This window comes from Myroides sp. (assembly GCF_032073645.1).
GTDB lineage: Bacteria > Bacteroidota > Bacteroidia > Flavobacteriales > Flavobacteriaceae > Flavobacterium > Flavobacterium odoratimimum.
Window position 1 is genome coordinate 41,848 of the sequence record NZ_DAMANB010000009.1, and the last position, 17,932, is coordinate 59,779.

Genomic DNA, 17,932 nt, shown 5'->3' on the forward strand with positions numbered 1-17,932 from the left:
TTAAAGCTATTTAAGGAATATCCAAATATTTATGTGTTTGAACAGAAATTTTCCACTTAGGGTTTTTCTTTACATAATCAACAATAAGAGGATTCATCTCAGCGCGTTTACTCCACTCCACTTGTAATAACAACAGTGCATCTTTATTAACTCTTGCTGCTTGCTCTTCTGCAAAAATGAAGTCATGCTTATTGTATATCACTACTTTTAATTCATTTGCTGCGTCATACACACTTTGAGTTGGTAATTTATTCTTTTTAGGAGATAAACATATCCAATCAAAATCACCTGTTAAATCATAAGCACCAGACGTTTCAATATTCGTTTGTAGACCCGCTTTCTTTAATTCGGCTGTAATTACATCTAAGTTATACATCAAAGGCTCTCCTCCTGTTATAACAGCTAAATTAGCTTCTTTACCAGCACGTGACACTATCTGTTGAACATCAGTTAAAGGATGTAATTCAGCGTCCCAACTCTCTTTTACATCACACCAATGACATCCAACATCACACCCACCTAATCTAATAAAATACGCTGCATGACCAGAATAAAATCCTTCACCTTGAATAGTATAAAACTCTTCCATTAGAGGTAATATTCTCCCTTCATCTAATGCTTCTTTATCGTAATCTTTCGTCATTTTACTTTTTACATTAAGACAGCAAAGATAAACGATAATAACATTCTAATAAGCAATAACAAAAAAAACTCAACTGTAAAATAACAATTGAGTTTTCTTGATATTTAATATTCTAATTATTGTAATGCTTTAATAGTGTTTTTTGCAAACTCATTTTGAGGATCTAATTCTAATACTTTATTAAAGAACTTAATAGATTCTGTATTCTCTTCTTGATTTGCATGATAAGTTGCTAATGAAGTATATGCTTCTATTACTCTGTCTTTATTATCGGCTTTATCTAAATCACCTGCTTCTGTAAGCTGTTTTATAAAGCCAGAATACGCTTCATATACTTTTTTATAAGCCTCATCGCCTTTAATAAGACGGTTAGTTCTAGCTTTAAAGAAATAAGCTTCAGCTAACTTTACATCACCTTCAATAGCTATTGCAAAAAATTTATCAGCTTCTTTCAAAGATTGTTCATTATTCCCACTCTCATCATCTCTTCCTAATACATAATAACAATATCCTGCGTAATAATTATCGTACACATAGTTACTTTGTCCTTTAATACCTCCTGAAATCACAAATACATCAATAGCTTCTTTTAGGTTATTCTTTCTGAATAATTCTAGGCCTAATGCATGGAATTCTTCTGCTACTTCTGGATCTACTTTGATAGCTTGTTTTAAACTTTCTATGCCTTTAGCATAATATCCATTGTTCTCCTTAGCGATATTCAAGTAACTAACACCTAAATATAGATGATCTCTACCAATAGTTTTTTTCGCTTTTGAAATATACTTTTCTAAACCTTCTACAGCTACAGCATAATTAGCATTATGGTATCCAGCATAACCTAAGTATCTAAAAATACGATTATTCACTCCTTCTTCATTCTTAAGAGAATTAGCTAAGCTTTCTAATTTTGTGTACTCTCCTGTTACCAAAAGAAAATCAGCATACTTCATTCTTGCCTCAAGAGAGTTATCTGATGCACTGATATACTTTTGAAAATACTCTTCAGCTTTGACCATATTTTCCTCTTTTTTAGAACTATCCTGAACAGACCATAAATAGTAACTATCAGCAATTTCTCTTAATGCAGGAGCATACTTTGGATTAACAGCTAAAATCTCTTCACATGCTTTTATAGCCTCAGCAAAACCACGTCCTCTTTTAGTGATAATAGCCAATTGTAATTTAGCATCTAACAATGACTCATCGTATGATATTGCATTTCTAAATGCAGAGAAAGCCTCATTAAAGTTATTCTCAGCCAAATAAGCCTTACCTAAAATATTATATGCGTTTGCATTAGTGTAATCTGCGTTAATAACATCCTGAGCTATTGCAATTGCTTCTTTTGGTAATTTATTCTCTGAAGAAATATAAGCTGAAGCAACTAATAACTTTTCATCATAGTCCTTTTTTCGAATACTATTTAAAGCCTTATCTAAATTTTCTTTAGCTACAGGCACATTATTTTCTTCCAAGGCTAACTGTCCTAATCCAATGTAATTAAGAAAACCTTTACTCTTAATTGCTATACCCTTCTCAAAATAAGAGCGAGCAGATTCTACTTCATCTTCTAGTAAGAACACATCCCCTAAATAATAGTAGTTCTTACCATCATTAGGTTTACTTTCAACTAAAGACTTTAAAATAGCCTTTGCTTTATCATATTGTTCATCCTGAATAGCCTTCTTCGCTGTTTCTAAGTCTTGAGCAAAGCTTGTAGCACTGATTAGAGCTATTGCAAGTAATGATTTTAGATTTCTTTTATTCATAATCTAGATATATAATTTGATTTAACGATTTTTCTTATATTTCTTTTCTCACGTTTAATTCTCTAGGAGGAACTTTAAATGGTACTAGATTTGATTTTAAAACAATTCTCTGTCCTTTATATCCAGCGATATAAGAAGCATATCCAACACCCAAACCAGACTTCCCTTGAATATCTACCACATAAAGATCCCTAATTAATGGATAGGTACCTTCCGCGATATTATTTTGTGATGGCTTATAATACTTACCATCCTTAACATTCTTAACTGATAGTACTTTTAATTGAGCTAGTTTCTCTTCTAATTCTACAGTTGGCTGAGTAAGCCAATTCAATCCAATAACACCTATCGCATCAGAATTCTTACTAACATAATCAATCACACTTTCAGTATCACCACCAAAGTATGCATAGTCCTTCGCGAACTCTTTTACATTAGCCTTTTCTTTGAAAGTTGAAACTATACTAGAGTTAACATTATCAAATACAAGTATATGATTACCTCTTTGTTCAGAATTAGGTTTTTGCAAATTACTTAACACCTGCTCATAATCAATAATACTGTCATTAAAAACCTTACTTGTTACAAAAACTATTGCATCTGTTGCAAAATGAGTCATCTTAGGTTTTACTCTACCTTTAAAGTGTTCAACTTCTTTATCTGTAAGTTTACGAGGTAATACAGCTACACGAATAGAATCATTCATTAGCATATTCAATACTTCACCTTCTGATTTTCTAACCAAATCAACCTTTACTCTGTTATACTCATACATAAATATTTCATTCACTTCATTCGCTATTGGATAAACTGATTCATCAACAAGAATACGTGTATAACCAGAAACTGGTGTTTCATCTAATGCTTTATAATCTATCTCAACATTACTTTGAGTAGATTGTACTTCTTTCTTTTTACACTGTATGAAAACAACTGAAAATGCAGTAAAAGCCAAAACATAGCTTAAAACTCTAAAACTTCTTTTTATCATTTAATAAGTAGTATCTAAAAAATCTTATTCCATAAAGATAGAAAAAACAAATAACTTCCATTGTTAAGATTTGAACAAAAAAGAAAGCCGCTAAAAGCGGCTTCATATTTTAAGAATCATTCTTGATTCCAAAGTCTTATAAATCTAAATACTCCATACACAATTAATAGTCCTCCAAAAAGCATTCTATGTGTGTATTCAAGGGCTATAGGCATATTATCCCAAAACAAAAACATGCAACCTAATCCTAAATAAAGTAAAAAGAAGCATAGTCCGAAAACAAACAGAAATCGCTGTACTAGCGATTTCTGTTGAAATTTATTTTTAAACATACCTATTGTACTTGGATAGTAATTGGTAATGTAAATTGTGATCTAACACTTCTATTGTTTTGAATAGCAGGTTTCCATTTTGGCATAGATTTAAGTACACGTACTGCTTCTTTACCAGCACCGTAACCTGGGTCACGAGCAACTTTAATATCTGTTAATGAACCATCTATCTCAACAATAAACTGAACGATAACCTGGATTCTCTTCACTCCTGAGTCGATATCTGGTGTTCTGAATCTACTGATAAATTGCTTGTTGAAAGCTGCCATACCACCAGGATATTCTGCTCTAACTTGTACTGCTACGAATACCTTATTAGGGTCTCCATCTCCAGATACTTCTTGCTTTTTATCTTTATCAGCTTCACCTGTACCTTCTCCCGTTTTGATTTCTCCTTTTTCCTTATCCCCTTTAGCGTCTTTCACTCCAGGATCTGCATCCTTAAGATCTTCTTGAGTAGTTAACTTTTCTGTTACTTCCTCTTTCTTCGCTACTTCTGGTTCAACGAATTTTTTAGTATCATTCACGTTCTTCACTTCCTCTACTGGTGGTGGAGGTGGTGGTGGAACATCTTCTGGTGGTGGAGGTAATTCCTCTACCGGCGGTGGAAGATCGATCTCTTTAATTTCTAAAGGCACATCGTATTTCTCCACATTTTTAACTCCAAAAGTACCTTTTGCCATGTCTATCAACATTGGAGAAGCTATTGCTATTCCAAAAAGAGCCATACCAGCAAACAAAGCTACTGTAGTAACCTTTGGGTTTTCTGATCTTAATTGATAAGCTCCGTAAGATTTGTTACGTCCTTCGAAAACAATATCAATCCAATCTTTTTTAAAGATATTTAATTTTGACATTTCTTTTATTATTTAGACGTTAACTATTTCTCACCTAAGAACTCTAAATCCTTATCAGAGATATCAACGATAGCATAAGTTTTAGTACCTGTAATTGCCATTTCGTCTAAGATATCTACTAGATTACGATAATTTGATTTCTCACTAGCTTTGATAATTACAATTAAGCCATCTTCAGGATTTTGAGAATAAGCCAAAGCTTTTTTGGTATTCTCCATAATTACTTTTCTTATCCCGTTTTGACCGTATGAACTATCTGTAGGTCCCACTAATGGTTCATGAGGCATTCCCATATACCATTTTATTTTATTATCCGCACCGATTAAGACAGTCATCGTACGATTCTCATCTACTTTCGTTTTATCTTCTTTCTTTGCTTCTTCAGACTTGTCTGGCATAGCTAAGTTCATCGACTGCGGTTTATTCATTGATGTAGTCAACATAAAGAAAGTAATCAATAAGAAAGCAAGATCCACCATCGCAGTTAAATCCACTCCAGCATTCTGCTTTTTACTTCTTACTTTTTTATCCTTGTCGCCTCCACCTGTATTTAATTCAGCCATTTACAGTTTGTTTAATGATTAAAAATCCTCATTTCTTAGACCTGTCACCAAGTAGAATTTGTTTAGACGTTGCTCCTGCATAACATCCATAACACTTTTCACTTTTGGATAGTTTACAGTTGCATCTGCTTTGATCGCTACTTCAAGAACTTTATTGTTCAAGTCTTTAGCTACAACACGAGCTGTCTGAACCCAATCCTTTAATTGGTTATTTACAGAATCTGTAGGAATCCCAGGTTGGTTTGAAGTAACTTTATTTCTAACATCTGGCGGAAGATTTAAGAAACTTTTCAAATCTTGCATTGGTGTACCAACACCTTCTAAGAATGAAAAAGTCTTTTTCTCTTCATCATTAAATTCTATATTGTAGCGCTCTCCCATTTTTTCAAGAGTTGCGATACGATCCTCTCTACCTAAAACCCCAAAGAAAACCTTTTCTGATCCTTCTTCACCTCCGATAGTAACTGTAGCTAAATTAACCTCTGGTAATTTAGTTTGTACTGTTGAAGATGGAGTATCCACAGGTAATGGTTCTGGCATTTTAGCAGTAGAAGTCAATACGAAGAAAGTCAAAAGTAGGAATGACACGTCACACATTGCGGTCATATCCACTCTCATACTTTTCTTTTTCATTTTACCTTTTGCCATTGATAGTGTTTTTTATAAACTAAACCTGTATTGATTCTAAGTCTACACAGGCTTAGTATTATTATTATTTACTTATTCTAATTACTTTACTAAACCTTTGAATCTTCTGTAAGATTGAGTAATAGCAAATCCTGCTTCGTCAATTGAATAAGTTAATCTATCAATTTTAGTTGTAAATGAGTTATACATAACAATAGCTAATGTAGAAGTACCAATACCTGTTGCAGTACATACTAACGCCTCAGAAATACCTGTTGCTAATGCTGCTGAGTCAGGAGTACCAGAAGTTGCTAAAGCTGAGAACGCTTTAATCATCCCTGTTACTGTACCTAATAATCCTACTAACGTACCAATAGATACTAATGTAGCTAATACGATCATGTTTCTTTCTAACATTGGCATCTCTAATGTAGTAGCCTCTTCGATTTCTTTTTGAATTGCTTCAGTAGCTTCTTCGCTATTGAATCCTTCTTTTTTCATTTCTTCATACTTGATTAATCCAGCCTTTACTACGTTAGCTACTGACCCTTGTTGAGCGTCACATGCATCCATAGCCTCGCTGATTCTTCCAGCATTGATGTTTCCTTGTAAGTCTTGTACGAATTTACCTACGTTACCTTTTCCTGATGCTTTAGAAATTACAAAGAATCTCTCGATTGAGAAAACTACAGTCATTGTTAATAATCCAATTAACGCCGCTACTACAATTCCTCCTTTATAAACCATTCCCATGAAGTTTCCTGGTAGTGGATGTCCGTTTTCTGGATCACCGTTTTCAAAGTTAGCTGGGTTACCCATTACAAATTTCCAGATAATGTAACCAAATACAATACAAAATACTACTGCTAGTGATGCAATTACTCTGCTTGCTCCTGAACTAGATCCTTTTTTCTCAACTGATTCGTTTGATACTTTTGTCATCTTTTTAAAAATTTAATTCTTTTTTTTTCAATTATTACTTATTACTTATTTTCTCTTTTAAAACTAATGAGAGTCGCAAATTTATGTTTTTAGATCAAATAAAAAAATTTATAATGATTTTTTTCAACTCTTTCTTTCTTGATTTAACACAGAGGAAATTTAACACCCCGTATTAAAAGGAAATGTTAAGCTAAGGTAAAGATAACAACTCTAAATGAAATAAACTAAAGCATTTTTTACATTACCTTCAAATTTAACATTTCAAATTTATATATAATTTATTTTGCGAATACATTATCTTTGTTAAAGTTTAAAGATGTTTTTTACAAAATGACAACTATGAATAAAGAAAACTTCAGCACTAATCTCCAACAAGGCTATTCTTTTAAAGGAGATTATATTACTATAGGTGCAGCAAAATTAGAAGGTGAGATTCTAGCCGATCACTTTATCAATATTCCACTCAAAACCATTAATAGACATGGACTTATAGCGGGGGCAACGGGTACTGGTAAAACCAAAACAATACAAGTATTATCTGAACAACTTTCTGCTAAAGGTATACCTGTTTTAATGATGGACATTAAAGGTGACTTTAGTGGTATAGCGATGAGTGGTGTAGAAAATGACTTTATAAAAGACAGACATTCTAGGATGAACTTGCCTTTTACCCCTTCTGGATTCCCTGTGGAGCTATTATCAATTTCGCAACAAAATGGCGTAAGACTTAGAGCTACCATAACTGAATTTGGTCCAATCTTATTCAGTAGAATACTAGATTTAAATGAAACTCAGTCTGGTATCGTCTCTCTTGTGTTTAAATACTGTGATGACAAACAACTTCCTTTACTTGATTTAAAAGACTTTAAAAAGACACTTCAATACTTAACTAACGAAGGAAAAGAAGAAATAGAAGCAGAATATGGTCGTATTTCTGCAGCTTCAACTGGGGCTATTATTCGAAAGATAATAGAATTAGAACAGCAAGGAGCAGATATATTCTTTGCAGAACCTTCTTTTGATATACAGGATTTAATGCGTATTGACGAGAATGGGTATGGATATGTAAACATTCTTCGTCTAACAGACATACAAGATAAGCCTAAACTTTTCTCTACTTTTATGCTAAACCTACTGGCGCAAGTCTATTCTCAGATGCCAGAACAAGGGGATAGTGGACAACCAGAACTAGTAATCTTCATAGATGAAGCGCACTTAATATTTAACGAAGCAAGTAAAACACTATTAAATCAGATTGAAACCATCGTTAAGTTAATTCGTTCTAAAGGAATAGGAATTTACTTTATCACACAGAATCCTACTGATATTCCGAATGGTGTACTAGCACAACTAGGTCTAAAAATACAACATGCACTACGCGCATTCACAGAAAAAGATCGCAAAGCAATAAAAACTGCTGCAGAAAACTTCCCTTCTACAGAATATTATAAGACGGATGAGATTATTACTTCTATGGGAACAGGAGAAGCTTTAGTAACTGCTCTAAACGAAAAAGGTATCCCCACCCCACTTGCAGTATGTACTATGCGTGCACCTATGAGTAGAATGGATATCTTATCTGATCAAGAAATAAATGACCTCATAACCAAATCTTCTCTTGCTAAAAAGTACAATGAGTATTTTGATAGAGAAAGTGCTTATGAGATACTAACTGCTAAACTAGAGGCTCTAAAACAAGAAGAGCAAAAAGTAAAAGAAACAAAAACAAGTACTACTAAAACACAACAAGGAAATAGTGATGTTACAAAAGGAATTATTAAAGTTGTAACTAGTGCTACTTTTATAAGAGGCGCTTTTGGTATCTTAAATAAAATATTATCTGGAGGAAACTCTAAGGGTAAACGCAAATAAATAAAAAAGGGTATATGCAATTGTATATACCCTTCTTCTTTATATTATAGAAGAGACTTTATCTTATTCATTACTTCATCACTATCCCATTTATCTTCGATATTGTCCATCAACATCACTTGATCCATTATATGAGTTTGCCTATCTCCTTCTGCTAAAGCAGAAACATAGCTTTCTGTACTAAAAGTTACTCTATCATATAAAGGCAACCATAACTCAGGGTATACCTCAGCAAACTTGCCTTCAATTTTCTTACGTAACAAGAACATATCATCTGCTGTATCTTCACTCATCTCCTTAAAATTTCGATAAGACAGTTCTGCTATAGCATCTCCATTAGGTTTTCTTTCTTCTTGATATTTTTTCAAGATACCCAGCCAACTATCATTTTCTCCTTGGCTTATTATTTGGTTAAGAACATACACATCTTCTAATCCAGCATTTAATCCTTGCCCATAAAAAGGCACTACTGCATGCGCGGCATCACCGATAAGAGCTATCTTATCTTCAGACACCCAAGGAAAGCACTTCATTGTTACCAATGAATTCACTGGGTTCTCTTTAAATTGTTCTAAATAATTTGGAATCAAAGCATCTACATCCTTAAAGTAAACACTAAAGAACTTTCTAATCTCCTCATCCGTTTGAACAGTATTAAAAGAGACTTCCCCTTCATAAGGCATAAATAATGTACAAGTAAAAGAACCATCAACATTCGCCAAAGCAATAAACATAAAGTCTTTTCTTGGCCAAATATGAAATGCGTTCTTAGATAACTGATGTTCTCCATTAGGCATTGCCTCTATACGAAGTTCCTTATATCCTAAATGTAGATATGATTGTTGGTACTCAAATCTACTTTGTTTTTGCATTTTAGCTCTAACCCTAGAATACGCTCCATCAGCACCAAAGATCAAGTCCGTTTTAATTTCATTCCACTGATCACTTTCTTTTTCTGCTGTATATAGAATTCCTTTTTTCAAATTAACATCCCATATCGGAGTATCAAACTTAAATAATACACCTTCTTTCTCTGCAATAGAAATCAACTCCTTATTTAGTCCTCCTCTGGATATTGCCCATATAGAGTTTCCTTTTATACTATAAGGCTGGTATTTAATATCCCCCTCTTCTGTATGAATTGCTCTTTCGGACATGGGAATACCAAGTTCTCTTACTTCATCTTCTATACCCAATTCTTTTAATATCCTCCATCCCCTATCTGATAAAGCTAGATTAATAGATCTTCCTCTAAAGTCTATATTTCGAATATCCTCACTCTTATCGTATACTGTAACCGTATAGCCTTTCTTTTTTAAGCTGATTGCCAACACTACACCAACCAATCCACTACCAACTATCGAGATATCTTTTACCATTACGCTAACTAATTTATTTTTAACAAATTAAAATACAGATCCTTTGATTACTTATATTTTAACTCTAATATTCTCTGTACATTTAAGCAACAACACAACTAACAGATTCCCTATGAAAGATTTAATTTGGATCCTAGTGATACTTCTTTTAACAGGGTGGTATCTCTTTTACATCGTATTTAATATAGAACATATCTTAGTCTCTATATTACTATTTGCTGCTACTATACTTTCTTTGTATAATATATTCTTTTGTGACAAACCTATAAAAAAATAAAGAGTCTCGTGAGACTCTTTATTTTTGTTTATTTCTTAAACTCTATTTTTTGTCCTACTGCTAAGCCTTGTGATTTTGCAAATGCTCCACACATATGGAACAATAATCTAGCCCCTACATTTCCATCCCAATCATCTTCTCCTGGCGCTACCTCTACTAAATCCATTCCTATAATTAACTTATTAGATTCTGATAAACGAGTAATCATATAAGTTGCTTGCTCATAAGTTAATCCTCCTGGTACTGGTGTTCCTGTATTTGGACAATACCAAGCTAATAAAGCATCAATATCAAAACTAATCGCTACTTTCTCAGGTAATGAAGCGATGATTTGATCACATTTATCTTTCCAACTCATCCCTTCAAATTCGTCTTTCTTCAAATCTGCATCAGTATGCACCAACACTCTTCCATCTGCTTCTACTACTGTTGCAACTTCTTGTTCACAGAAATCACGAATACCTACTTGCACAATTGTCTTTACTTGAGGTAATTTTAATGTATTGAACATAATAGATGCGTGAGAGTAAGTAAACCCTTCATAAGCATCTCTTAAATCCATATGTGCATCAAAGTGTAAAATACCAAAAGCATCGTGATGTTTTGCTAAAGCATTGTAATATCCAAATGGAGTACTGTGATCTCCTCCTAATAATACTACGCGTTTTCCTTTTGCCATCCAGTAAGATACTTTCTCTTCTACTTCTTTGTGAAACTTATCACATACTGCATTAATTGTATCTAAATCTTTTTGTAATTCTGGTAAGTCTGCAATATTCTCACCATTCTCAAGTGCTTCAATGATTGGCTGAGCCATTTCTTTATATTTTGCACTTTCTACAGCCCAATGTTCTGGAGCCTCATCTATATAGATACCTAGCTTCCATAAATCAGGATATTGTTGGTGTAATAAGTCTACTTGATAAGAGGCTTCTAATATAGCTTCTGGTCCTTCTGATGCTCCTGCTCCGTAACTTACTGTTACTTCCCATGGTGCTGGTACCACTATAATCTCACTCTCCTCAGCTGTAAAAGGTAATCCATATATCGTCGCATCTGCTAATCCTGGCTGAGATGGATCGAAATTATCTATCTTATTTTGTTTAGTTGACATCGTATTTTATTTTTTTGCAAATGTAATTTAATTTAAATGATAGACAAATCAGGCAAATTAAATTCTATTAAATAACTATTCATTCCTTATTTTTCTCTACTACACTAATGCAGTAATCATACTAATAATCTAAAAAAGGCTGTCCGCTTTTTTCAGAATCTCTCCGAAACGATATATATCTTCATAAGAAGTATAAAATGGCACTGGTGCTAACCTAACTACATTAGGCTCTCTCCAATCTACGATTACTCCTTCATTCATTAAATACGAAAACAAATCTTTACCTTTTCCATGAAGAAATACAGAAAGTTGGCTTCCTCTCTCACTTTCTTCCTTAGGTGTAATTAACTCATAATTAGCATTAACAGCTTTAGCTACATCTTCCATTACAAATTCAAGATAAGCAGTAATCTTTCTTTGTTTTACTATCAAAGCCTCCATACCCACTTCATCGAACATCTCTATAGATGCTAAATAGGGAGCTAAGCTAAGAATAGAAGGATTACTAATCTGCCATCCATGAGCACTCTCTACTGCATCAAACTTTTTCTCCATTAAGAAACGACGTTCTTTATTATGTCCCCACCATCCAGCTAATCTTACTAAATCTTTATCTGTATGGTAGCGTTCATGAATGAAACAGCCTGATGCACTACCTGGCCCAGCATTCATATATTTATAACTACACCATGCAGCGAAATCTACATTCCACTCGTGCAACTTCAACTCTATATTACCAGCAGCATGAGCTAAATCCCAACCTACCTTAGCTCCATATTGATGCGCATGGGCTGTGATAGTTTGAATATCGAACACTTGACCTGTATAATAGTTAAGTCCTCCTATTAACACTAAAGCAACTTCTTCTCCTACTTCATCTATCTTTTCTAATATATCCTCTAGTCTAAAGTTATGTTCTCCAGGTCTTTTCTTTAACTCTATAATAGCCTCTTTAGGATCTAACCCATGTAACCTTACTTGAGACTGTATCAGATATTGATCACTCGGAAATGCTTTCTCTTCACATATAATCTTATACTTACTAGCCGTAGGACGATAAAAAGTAGTCATCAGTATGTGAAGATTAACAGTCAATGTATTCATCACCGTAATTTCTGACGACTTCGCTCCTACTATTCTACTCAATGGTTCACTTAAACGTTCGTGGTAATCCCACCAAGGTTTTTCTGCATAGAAATGCCCTTCAACTGCTAAGGCTCCCCAGTCATTCATTACCTCATTCACATAATCTACAGCCTTTTTTGGTTGTAACCCTAATGAGTTTCCGGTAAAGTAAATAACCTGTTTTCCTTTTACTACTGGGAAATTAAACTCATCTCTGTACTTCGCTAGAGGATCTTGTTCATCTAAGCTTTTTGCATAAGTAAGTGTATTCTCAAAAGTCATTATATAGGAGTGTTTTTTATTAAACATTAACTGTAAATTTAATCCTTTTTAAACAAATACACTCCTAAATATATTATAAAAGGGGCTCTCATTAATCCATAAAAAAAGCCTTTGAGAATCTCAAAGGCTTTCTAATTTATTTTGATTGATCTATTACAGAATCAACATTGCATCTCCGTAAGAGTAGAATTTATACTTCTCTTCTACAGCTTCTTTATAAGCTTTCATCATTAAGTCATGTCCACAGAATGCAGAAATCATCATTAATAATGTTGACTTAGGCATGTGGAAGTTAGTTACCATACAATCAGCGATACTGAAATCATAAGGAGGGAAGATAAATTTATTCGTCCATCCCACGAATGGGTTTAACGTTTGACTAGAAGAAACAGAACTTTCTAATGCACGCATACTTGTTGTACCGATAGCACATACTCTGTTCTTTCTTTCTTTAGCTGCGTTTACAATATCACAAGCTTCTTGATTCACAAACATCTCTTCTGAATCCATCTTGTGTTTAGATAAATCTTCTACCTCTACTGGGTTAAAAGTACCTAAACCGATATGTAATGTTACATTAGCAAATTCAACACCTTTTATTTCTAAACGTTTTAATAAGTGTTTAGAGAAGTGTAATCCTGCTGTTGGTGCAGCTACAGCTCCTTCTTCAGTAGCATAGATAGTTTGGTAACGCTCAGCATCTTCTGGCACTACTTCACGATTAATGTACTTAGGAATCGGAGTTTCTCCTAATTCTTGTAATTTAAATCTAAACTCTTCGTAAGAACCATCGTATAAGAAACGTAAAGTTCTTCCTCTAGAAGTTGTATTATCAATTACTTCAGCTACTAATGAATCATCATCTCCGAAGTATAATTTATTACCGATACGTATTTTACGAGCTGGGTCTACTAATACATCCCATAAACGTTGTTCAGCATTTAACTCACGTAACAAGAATACTTCAATTCTCGCACCTGTTTTTTCTTTATTACCGTATAAACGTGCAGGAAATACTTTCGTGTTATTTAACACCATCACATCTCCCTCGTCAAAATAGTCAATTAAATCCTTGAATAATTTGTGCTCTATCGTCCCAGTTTTACGATCTACTACCATTAGGCGTGCCTCATCTCTGTTCTCTGCTGGAAACTCTGCCAATAATTCTTCAGGCAAATCAAAATTAAAGTTTGATAACTTCATTGAATATGTGTTTTGTTAGAAAATAATACTAAACTAATTTGGAAATCTAAGAGTATAGATGTCCAAATTGAGTACAAATATACAACCTCAGAGTAGGGGTTGTCAAGTATTTAGCCATATTTAATTTTACAGCTCTATTTTTTAACAATATTTACACCGATTTCAGCCAAACAATCCCAGTAATTTATAAATGACTTAGTTACAACCTCTGCTTCTAAAATAGTAACCTCTCCTTTCAGAGATAATGGAGCAAAAGCCATAGCCATTCTATGGTCTTGATAAGTTTCAATCTCTATTCCTTCTCTCATCCCTTTAGAAGGGTGAACAACAATAGATTCTTCTGTGATATCAACCACACCACCTAATTTAGTTAGCTCATTCTGTAAAGCCACTAAGCGATCTGTCTCTTTTATTTTTAAAGTATGTAGCCCAGTCATTTCACAACGAATGCCTAAACCAAAACAAGTCACAGCTATAGTCTGTGCCAAATCAGGAGTCTCTATCAAATCTGCTTTAAACTCAAAGTCTGTCTCTCTTACTTTTTCTAATTTTATGGTATAGTCTTCTAAGTATGTAGTCTCTACACCTAGTATAGTATACAGTTGACTTACTTGACTATCTCCTTGTAAGCTATCCTCTTTATAACTCTTCAGTTGCATAGTCGTTCCTATAGGTGACAGTGCTACAAAAGAATAGAAGTAAGAGGCAGATGACCAATCTGATTCTACTGTAAACTGTTCTGTACTAGCCTTGACTAAAGGTTTTACACTAATGATGTTCCCATTAAAAGAGCTCTCCACTCCTAATTGGCTTAATAGCTGTAGAGTCATCTCTATATAAGGACGAGAAGTAATATTACCTACCAAGTGTAATTCTATTCCATTCTTTAACCTAGTCCCTACTAATAATAGTGCTGTGATATACTGACTACTCACATCCGCAGGTAATTCTACCTTACCTCCTATTGCGATTTGGCCTTTTATATGAAGTGGAGGATATCCCTCTTTCTTACTATATGTGATATCAGCCCCTAACTGTCTTAGTGCTTCCACTAGTACACCGATAGGTCTTTCTTGCATACGACTACTCCCTGTCAGAGTAAGCTCACGAGTACTACACAACGAATAATAAGCTGTCAAAAATCGCATAGTAGTCCCCGCGTGATGTATATCTACTACATCACCCGTAGATGCTAATGCACCTTGCATGGCACATACATCATCAGAATCAGATACATTCCCTATCGTTAAAGATGGAAACAACTCTTGCAATATTAATAATCTATTGCTTTCGGATTTACTACCAGAGATAACAAGCGTCTTGTCATGCTCTACTTTACTTTTTAACAGCTTAATATTCACGTATTCTCTATTTTAATTTTTCATTATTGTGGTGACGGTCGTGATCTCTCTTTGTTTTCAAGTCCATCTTTTTATCAAATGCCTCTTGTAGATTCACACCAGTCTGATTCGCTAGACACATCACTACGAATACTACATCTGCTAGCTCCTCACCTAAATCTTTGTTCTTATCACTTTCTTTTTCAGATTGCTCTCCATATCTTCTAGCGATGATACGAGCTACCTCTCCTACTTCTTCTGTAAGCTGAGCCATATTCGTCAATTCGTTAAAATAACGAACACCGTGTTCCTTAATCCAATTATCAACTGCTAACTGTGCATCTTGAATATTCATAATTACTTATTTTTTGTTTTAAAAATTCTTCCTTTTACCCATTTGTCATAAACGAACATCAGTGCGATAAAGATAATATACTTTACCACAAAACTAATTAAACACTGCTCATCACCTGAAAAAGCACAACCGACCTCATCTGTTAAGAACCACGTCATCATCACATAGATAACCGTGAATAAACTAAACTTTACTAAACTATTCATTATTCTTTATTTTGACTATCTATTACGATTGTTACAGGTCCATCATTTAGCAATTCTACTTTCATATCCGCTCCGAATTTACCTGTTTGTATACGTTTACCTAAATCATTTTCTAACTTATCTATAAACTTCTCATACATAGGTATAGCAAAGTCTGGCTTAGACGCCTTAATATAAGAAGGTCTATTTCCTTTTTTCGTAGAAGCATGTAAAGTGAATTGACTTACTAATAATACCTCACCATCTACTTCTTTTACAGACTTATTCATCACTCCATTCTCATCTTCGAAAATACGCAAATTCACAATCTTACCTGATAACCATTCTATATCTAGTTTTGTATCAATATCCTCTACCCCTACTAAAACTAAAAGTCCTTGTCCTATATTACCAACTACACTACCTTCTACAGTCACAGAAGCCTTTGTCACACGCTGGATTACTACTTTCATCTCTTTGTTCTTTTTTATTCTATTACTTACAAACTTAAAAACTTTCTAAAGTTCTACCTTCATTTCATTAGATTAATTTCTAACAATAAAGTAGAATCAACTACTTCATAAAATATTATTAGGCAGAAAGCTACTTTTATAATAACTTAGAGGCTATATAATTTGTACACAGAACAATCTTCTAATTTTCCTTATTTTATGAAATTAAAATCCATAATAGCACTTTTTGTTGTTAGTACTTCTATCACATTTGCTCAGACCAAACAAGTCCTTATTGAGAATGTAAGAATCCTAGACCACAAGACTGCAGCCCTTACTGCGCCAATGAATGTCTTAGTCTCTGATCAAAAAATAGAGAAGATAAGCCCTTCTTCTATTTCTGTTAAAGGCAAAGATGTAACTAAAATCAATGGCAATGGAAAAACACTTATGCCAGGATTAATCGATGTACACGTACACATGGTATTCGGAGCTTTGACTATGGAACAAATGATGTCTCCTAATGCAACTCCTGAAAGCTTAATGCAAAATGTAGCTGTAGGAGCGCACAGCATGCTTATGCGCGGTTTCACTAGCGTTAGAGATGCAGGTGGCCCTATATTTCCTTTAAAAGCAGCTATTGATGCAGATAAGACTGCAGGCCCACGTATTTGGCCTTCAGGTGCTACTATTAGTCAGACTGCAGGACACGGAGACTTTAGAACTCCTAATGAGCGCTCTAGACGCTACTTTGGGAAGCCTTCTCGTGCAGAAGAAATGGGGGCTACATTTATAGCAGATGGCCGTGACGAAGTACTTACTGCTACTAGAGAGAACCTACGCTTCGGTGCTAGTCAAATCAAAGTAATGGCAGGTGGAGGAACCTCTTCTGCTTATGATCCTATCGATGTTACACAATATACTTTTGACGAAATCAAGGCAGCTGTAGATGCAGCGGAAGACTGGGGTACTTATGTGATGGTACACGCTTATACTCCTAGAGCCGTACAACGCGCTATAGAAGCTGGTGTGAAGTCTATCGAACATGGACAAATGCTAGATGAAGAGACTCTAAAGATAATGGCTGAGAAGAACATTTGGTTAAGTCTACAGAACCTAATGGACAACAACGATAATATGGATGCGCAACGCAAAGAAAAACGCAAACCTGTACTAGAAGGACAAGACAAAGTATGGCCATTAGCCAAACAACTAGGAGTAAAACTAGCTTGGGGTACTGACTTCTTATTCGAACCAGAATTAAACAAAGAGCAAAATGACTATATCCTGCGTTTACAAAAATGGTTCACTAATGCTGAAATCCTAAAAATGGTTACTCAAGATAACGGAGAGTTACTTCAGTTATCAGGATTGCGCAGTCCATACCCTGGCAAATTAGGTGTAGTAGAAGAAAATGCTTATGCAGACTTACTACTTGTAGATGGAGATCCTCTAAAAGATTTATCTCTTATAGCTAATCCTGAGAAGAACTTTATCTTAATCATGAAAGGTGGTAAAATCTATAAAAACACCATCAATACGAAGAAATAAGAATATCATTATACTATAAGAAGACTGCCTAATAAGCAGTCTTTTTTTGTTTTAGTTATAGCCCATTGTT

General features: G+C 34.2%; 17 protein-coding genes. 2 read left to right on the forward strand and 15 right to left on the reverse strand.

Translation table 11 applies throughout. The features are described 5' to 3' along the window. Positions 1–10: 10 nt before the first annotated feature. The 7 genes from RT228_RS08490 to RT228_RS08520 all read right to left on the reverse strand — a co-directional run bounded on the left by RT228_RS08490 (position 11) and on the right by RT228_RS08520 (position 6,727). Positions 11–643 (reverse strand): 7-carboxy-7-deazaguanine synthase QueE, encoded by a 633-nt coding sequence (locus RT228_RS08490; protein WP_006257206.1) that lies wholly within the window; start codon positions 641–643, stop codon positions 11–13. A gap of 116 nt (positions 644–759) precedes the next feature. Beyond that, positions 760–2,415 carry a tetratricopeptide repeat protein gene (locus RT228_RS08495; protein ID WP_313138587.1) on the reverse strand — a complete coding sequence of 552 codons (1,656 nt, stop codon included), beginning with the start codon at positions 2,413–2,415 and terminating at the stop codon, positions 760–762. A gap of 34 nt (positions 2,416–2,449) precedes the next feature. Then, on the reverse strand, positions 2,450–3,406 hold the full coding sequence (locus tag RT228_RS08500; protein ID WP_006260571.1) for a PstS family phosphate ABC transporter substrate-binding protein: 957 nt from the start codon (positions 3,404–3,406) through the stop codon (positions 2,450–2,452). A gap of 334 nt (positions 3,407–3,740) precedes the next feature. Further along, positions 3,741–4,595: an energy transducer TonB gene (locus RT228_RS08505; RefSeq protein ID WP_006257209.1), complete on the reverse strand. Its 855-nt coding sequence runs from the start codon at positions 4,593–4,595 to the stop codon at positions 3,741–3,743. A gap of 23 nt (positions 4,596–4,618) precedes the next feature. Next, positions 4,619–5,158, reverse strand: coding sequence for an ExbD/TolR family protein (locus RT228_RS08510; RefSeq protein WP_006257210.1), 540 nt, complete (start codon positions 5,156–5,158; stop codon positions 4,619–4,621). An 18-nt stretch (positions 5,159–5,176) separates the two neighbouring features. After that, on the reverse strand, positions 5,177–5,806 hold the full coding sequence (locus RT228_RS08515) for an ExbD/TolR family protein (RefSeq protein ID WP_006257211.1): 630 nt from the start codon (positions 5,804–5,806) through the stop codon (positions 5,177–5,179). An 81-nt stretch (positions 5,807–5,887) separates the two neighbouring features. Next, entirely contained in the window at positions 5,888–6,727 is an 840-nt protein-coding gene (locus tag RT228_RS08520; RefSeq protein WP_006257212.1) for a MotA/TolQ/ExbB proton channel family protein, read from the reverse strand. 339 nt (positions 6,728–7,066) lie between these two features. Between RT228_RS08520 and RT228_RS08525 the strand changes: the two genes are divergently transcribed. After that, positions 7,067–8,599, forward strand: coding sequence for a helicase HerA-like domain-containing protein (locus RT228_RS08525; protein WP_006257213.1), 1,533 nt, complete (start codon positions 7,067–7,069; stop codon positions 8,597–8,599). Positions 8,600–8,643: 44 nt separating this feature from the next. Here the strand turns inward: RT228_RS08525 and RT228_RS08530 are convergent, their stop codons facing one another. From RT228_RS08530 to dtd, 8 genes are all read right to left on the reverse strand, one after another. Continuing rightward, a complete protein-coding gene (locus RT228_RS08530; protein WP_006257214.1) occupies positions 8,644–9,978 on the reverse strand; it encodes an FAD-dependent oxidoreductase in 1,335 nt (444 codons plus the stop codon). Positions 9,979–10,283: 305 nt separating this feature from the next. Further along, positions 10,284–11,369: an agmatinase family protein gene (locus RT228_RS08535; RefSeq protein ID WP_006257215.1), complete on the reverse strand. Its 1,086-nt coding sequence runs from the start codon at positions 11,367–11,369 to the stop codon at positions 10,284–10,286. Positions 11,370–11,498: 129 nt separating this feature from the next. Next, the gene (gene kynU / locus RT228_RS08540; RefSeq protein ID WP_006257216.1) at positions 11,499–12,776 is read right to left on the reverse strand and encodes a kynureninase; all 1,278 of its coding nucleotides are present in this window, start codon (positions 12,774–12,776) and stop codon (positions 11,499–11,501) included. Between the two features lie 153 nt (positions 12,777–12,929). After that, positions 12,930–13,979, reverse strand: a complete 1,050-nt coding sequence (gene queA, locus RT228_RS08545) for a tRNA preQ1(34) S-adenosylmethionine ribosyltransferase-isomerase QueA (protein ID WP_006257217.1) — start codon at positions 13,977–13,979, stop codon at positions 12,930–12,932. A 134-nt stretch (positions 13,980–14,113) separates the two neighbouring features. Beyond that, complete coding sequence (locus RT228_RS08550) at positions 14,114–15,340, reverse strand: 3-phosphoshikimate 1-carboxyvinyltransferase (RefSeq protein WP_006257218.1); 1,227 nt, start codon at positions 15,338–15,340, stop codon at positions 14,114–14,116. 7 nt (positions 15,341–15,347) lie between these two features. Further along, the gene (locus tag RT228_RS08555) at positions 15,348–15,674 is read right to left on the reverse strand and encodes a nucleotide pyrophosphohydrolase (protein ID WP_006257219.1); all 327 of its coding nucleotides are present in this window, start codon (positions 15,672–15,674) and stop codon (positions 15,348–15,350) included. A 2-nt stretch (positions 15,675–15,676) separates the two neighbouring features. After that, positions 15,677–15,880 carry a hypothetical protein gene (locus RT228_RS08560; protein ID WP_006257220.1) on the reverse strand — a complete coding sequence of 68 codons (204 nt, stop codon included), beginning with the start codon at positions 15,878–15,880 and terminating at the stop codon, positions 15,677–15,679. After that, positions 15,880–16,332 carry a D-aminoacyl-tRNA deacylase gene (dtd, locus tag RT228_RS08565; protein WP_006257221.1) on the reverse strand — a complete coding sequence of 151 codons (453 nt, stop codon included), beginning with the start codon at positions 16,330–16,332 and terminating at the stop codon, positions 15,880–15,882. The genes RT228_RS08560 and dtd overlap by 1 nt, the downstream gene beginning before the upstream one ends. Before the next feature lie 198 nt (positions 16,333–16,530). Here dtd and RT228_RS08570 point away from each other — a divergent pair, with 198 nt between their 5' ends. Further along, positions 16,531–17,862, forward strand: a complete 1,332-nt coding sequence (locus tag RT228_RS08570; protein WP_006257222.1) for a metal-dependent hydrolase family protein — start codon at positions 16,531–16,533, stop codon at positions 17,860–17,862. Positions 17,863–17,932: the final 70 nt, after the last annotated feature.

Coding starts and splice junctions, on each gene's coding strand:
- RT228_RS08490 (WP_006257206.1), bottom strand. CDS start 643: ATGACGAAAGATTACGATAAAGAAGCATTAGATGAAGGGAGAATATTA.
- RT228_RS08495 (WP_313138587.1), bottom strand. CDS start 2,415: ATGAATAAAAGAAATCTAAAATCATTACTTGCAATAGCTCTAATCAGT.
- RT228_RS08500 (WP_006260571.1), bottom strand. CDS start 3,406: ATGATAAAAAGAAGTTTTAGAGTTTTAAGCTATGTTTTGGCTTTTACT.
- RT228_RS08505 (WP_006257209.1), bottom strand. CDS start 4,595: ATGTCAAAATTAAATATCTTTAAAAAAGATTGGATTGATATTGTTTTC.
- RT228_RS08510 (WP_006257210.1), bottom strand. CDS start 5,158: ATGGCTGAATTAAATACAGGTGGAGGCGACAAGGATAAAAAAGTAAGA.
- RT228_RS08515 (WP_006257211.1), bottom strand. CDS start 5,806: ATGGCAAAAGGTAAAATGAAAAAGAAAAGTATGAGAGTGGATATGACC.
- RT228_RS08520 (WP_006257212.1), bottom strand. CDS start 6,727: ATGACAAAAGTATCAAACGAATCAGTTGAGAAAAAAGGATCTAGTTCA.
- RT228_RS08525 (WP_006257213.1), top strand. CDS start 7,067: ATGAATAAAGAAAACTTCAGCACTAATCTCCAACAAGGCTATTCTTTT.
- RT228_RS08530 (WP_006257214.1), bottom strand. CDS start 9,978: ATGGTAAAAGATATCTCGATAGTTGGTAGTGGATTGGTTGGTGTAGTG.
- RT228_RS08535 (WP_006257215.1), bottom strand. CDS start 11,369: ATGTCAACTAAACAAAATAAGATAGATAATTTCGATCCATCTCAGCCA.
- kynU (WP_006257216.1), bottom strand. CDS start 12,776: ATGACTTTTGAGAATACACTTACTTATGCAAAAAGCTTAGATGAACAA.
- queA (WP_006257217.1), bottom strand. CDS start 13,979: ATGAAGTTATCAAACTTTAATTTTGATTTGCCTGAAGAATTATTGGCA.
- RT228_RS08555 (WP_006257219.1), bottom strand. CDS start 15,674: ATGAATATTCAAGATGCACAGTTAGCAGTTGATAATTGGATTAAGGAA.
- RT228_RS08560 (WP_006257220.1), bottom strand. CDS start 15,880: ATGAATAGTTTAGTAAAGTTTAGTTTATTCACGGTTATCTATGTGATG.
- dtd (WP_006257221.1), bottom strand. CDS start 16,332: ATGAAAGTAGTAATCCAGCGTGTGACAAAGGCTTCTGTGACTGTAGAA.
- RT228_RS08570 (WP_006257222.1), top strand. CDS start 16,531: ATGAAATTAAAATCCATAATAGCACTTTTTGTTGTTAGTACTTCTATC.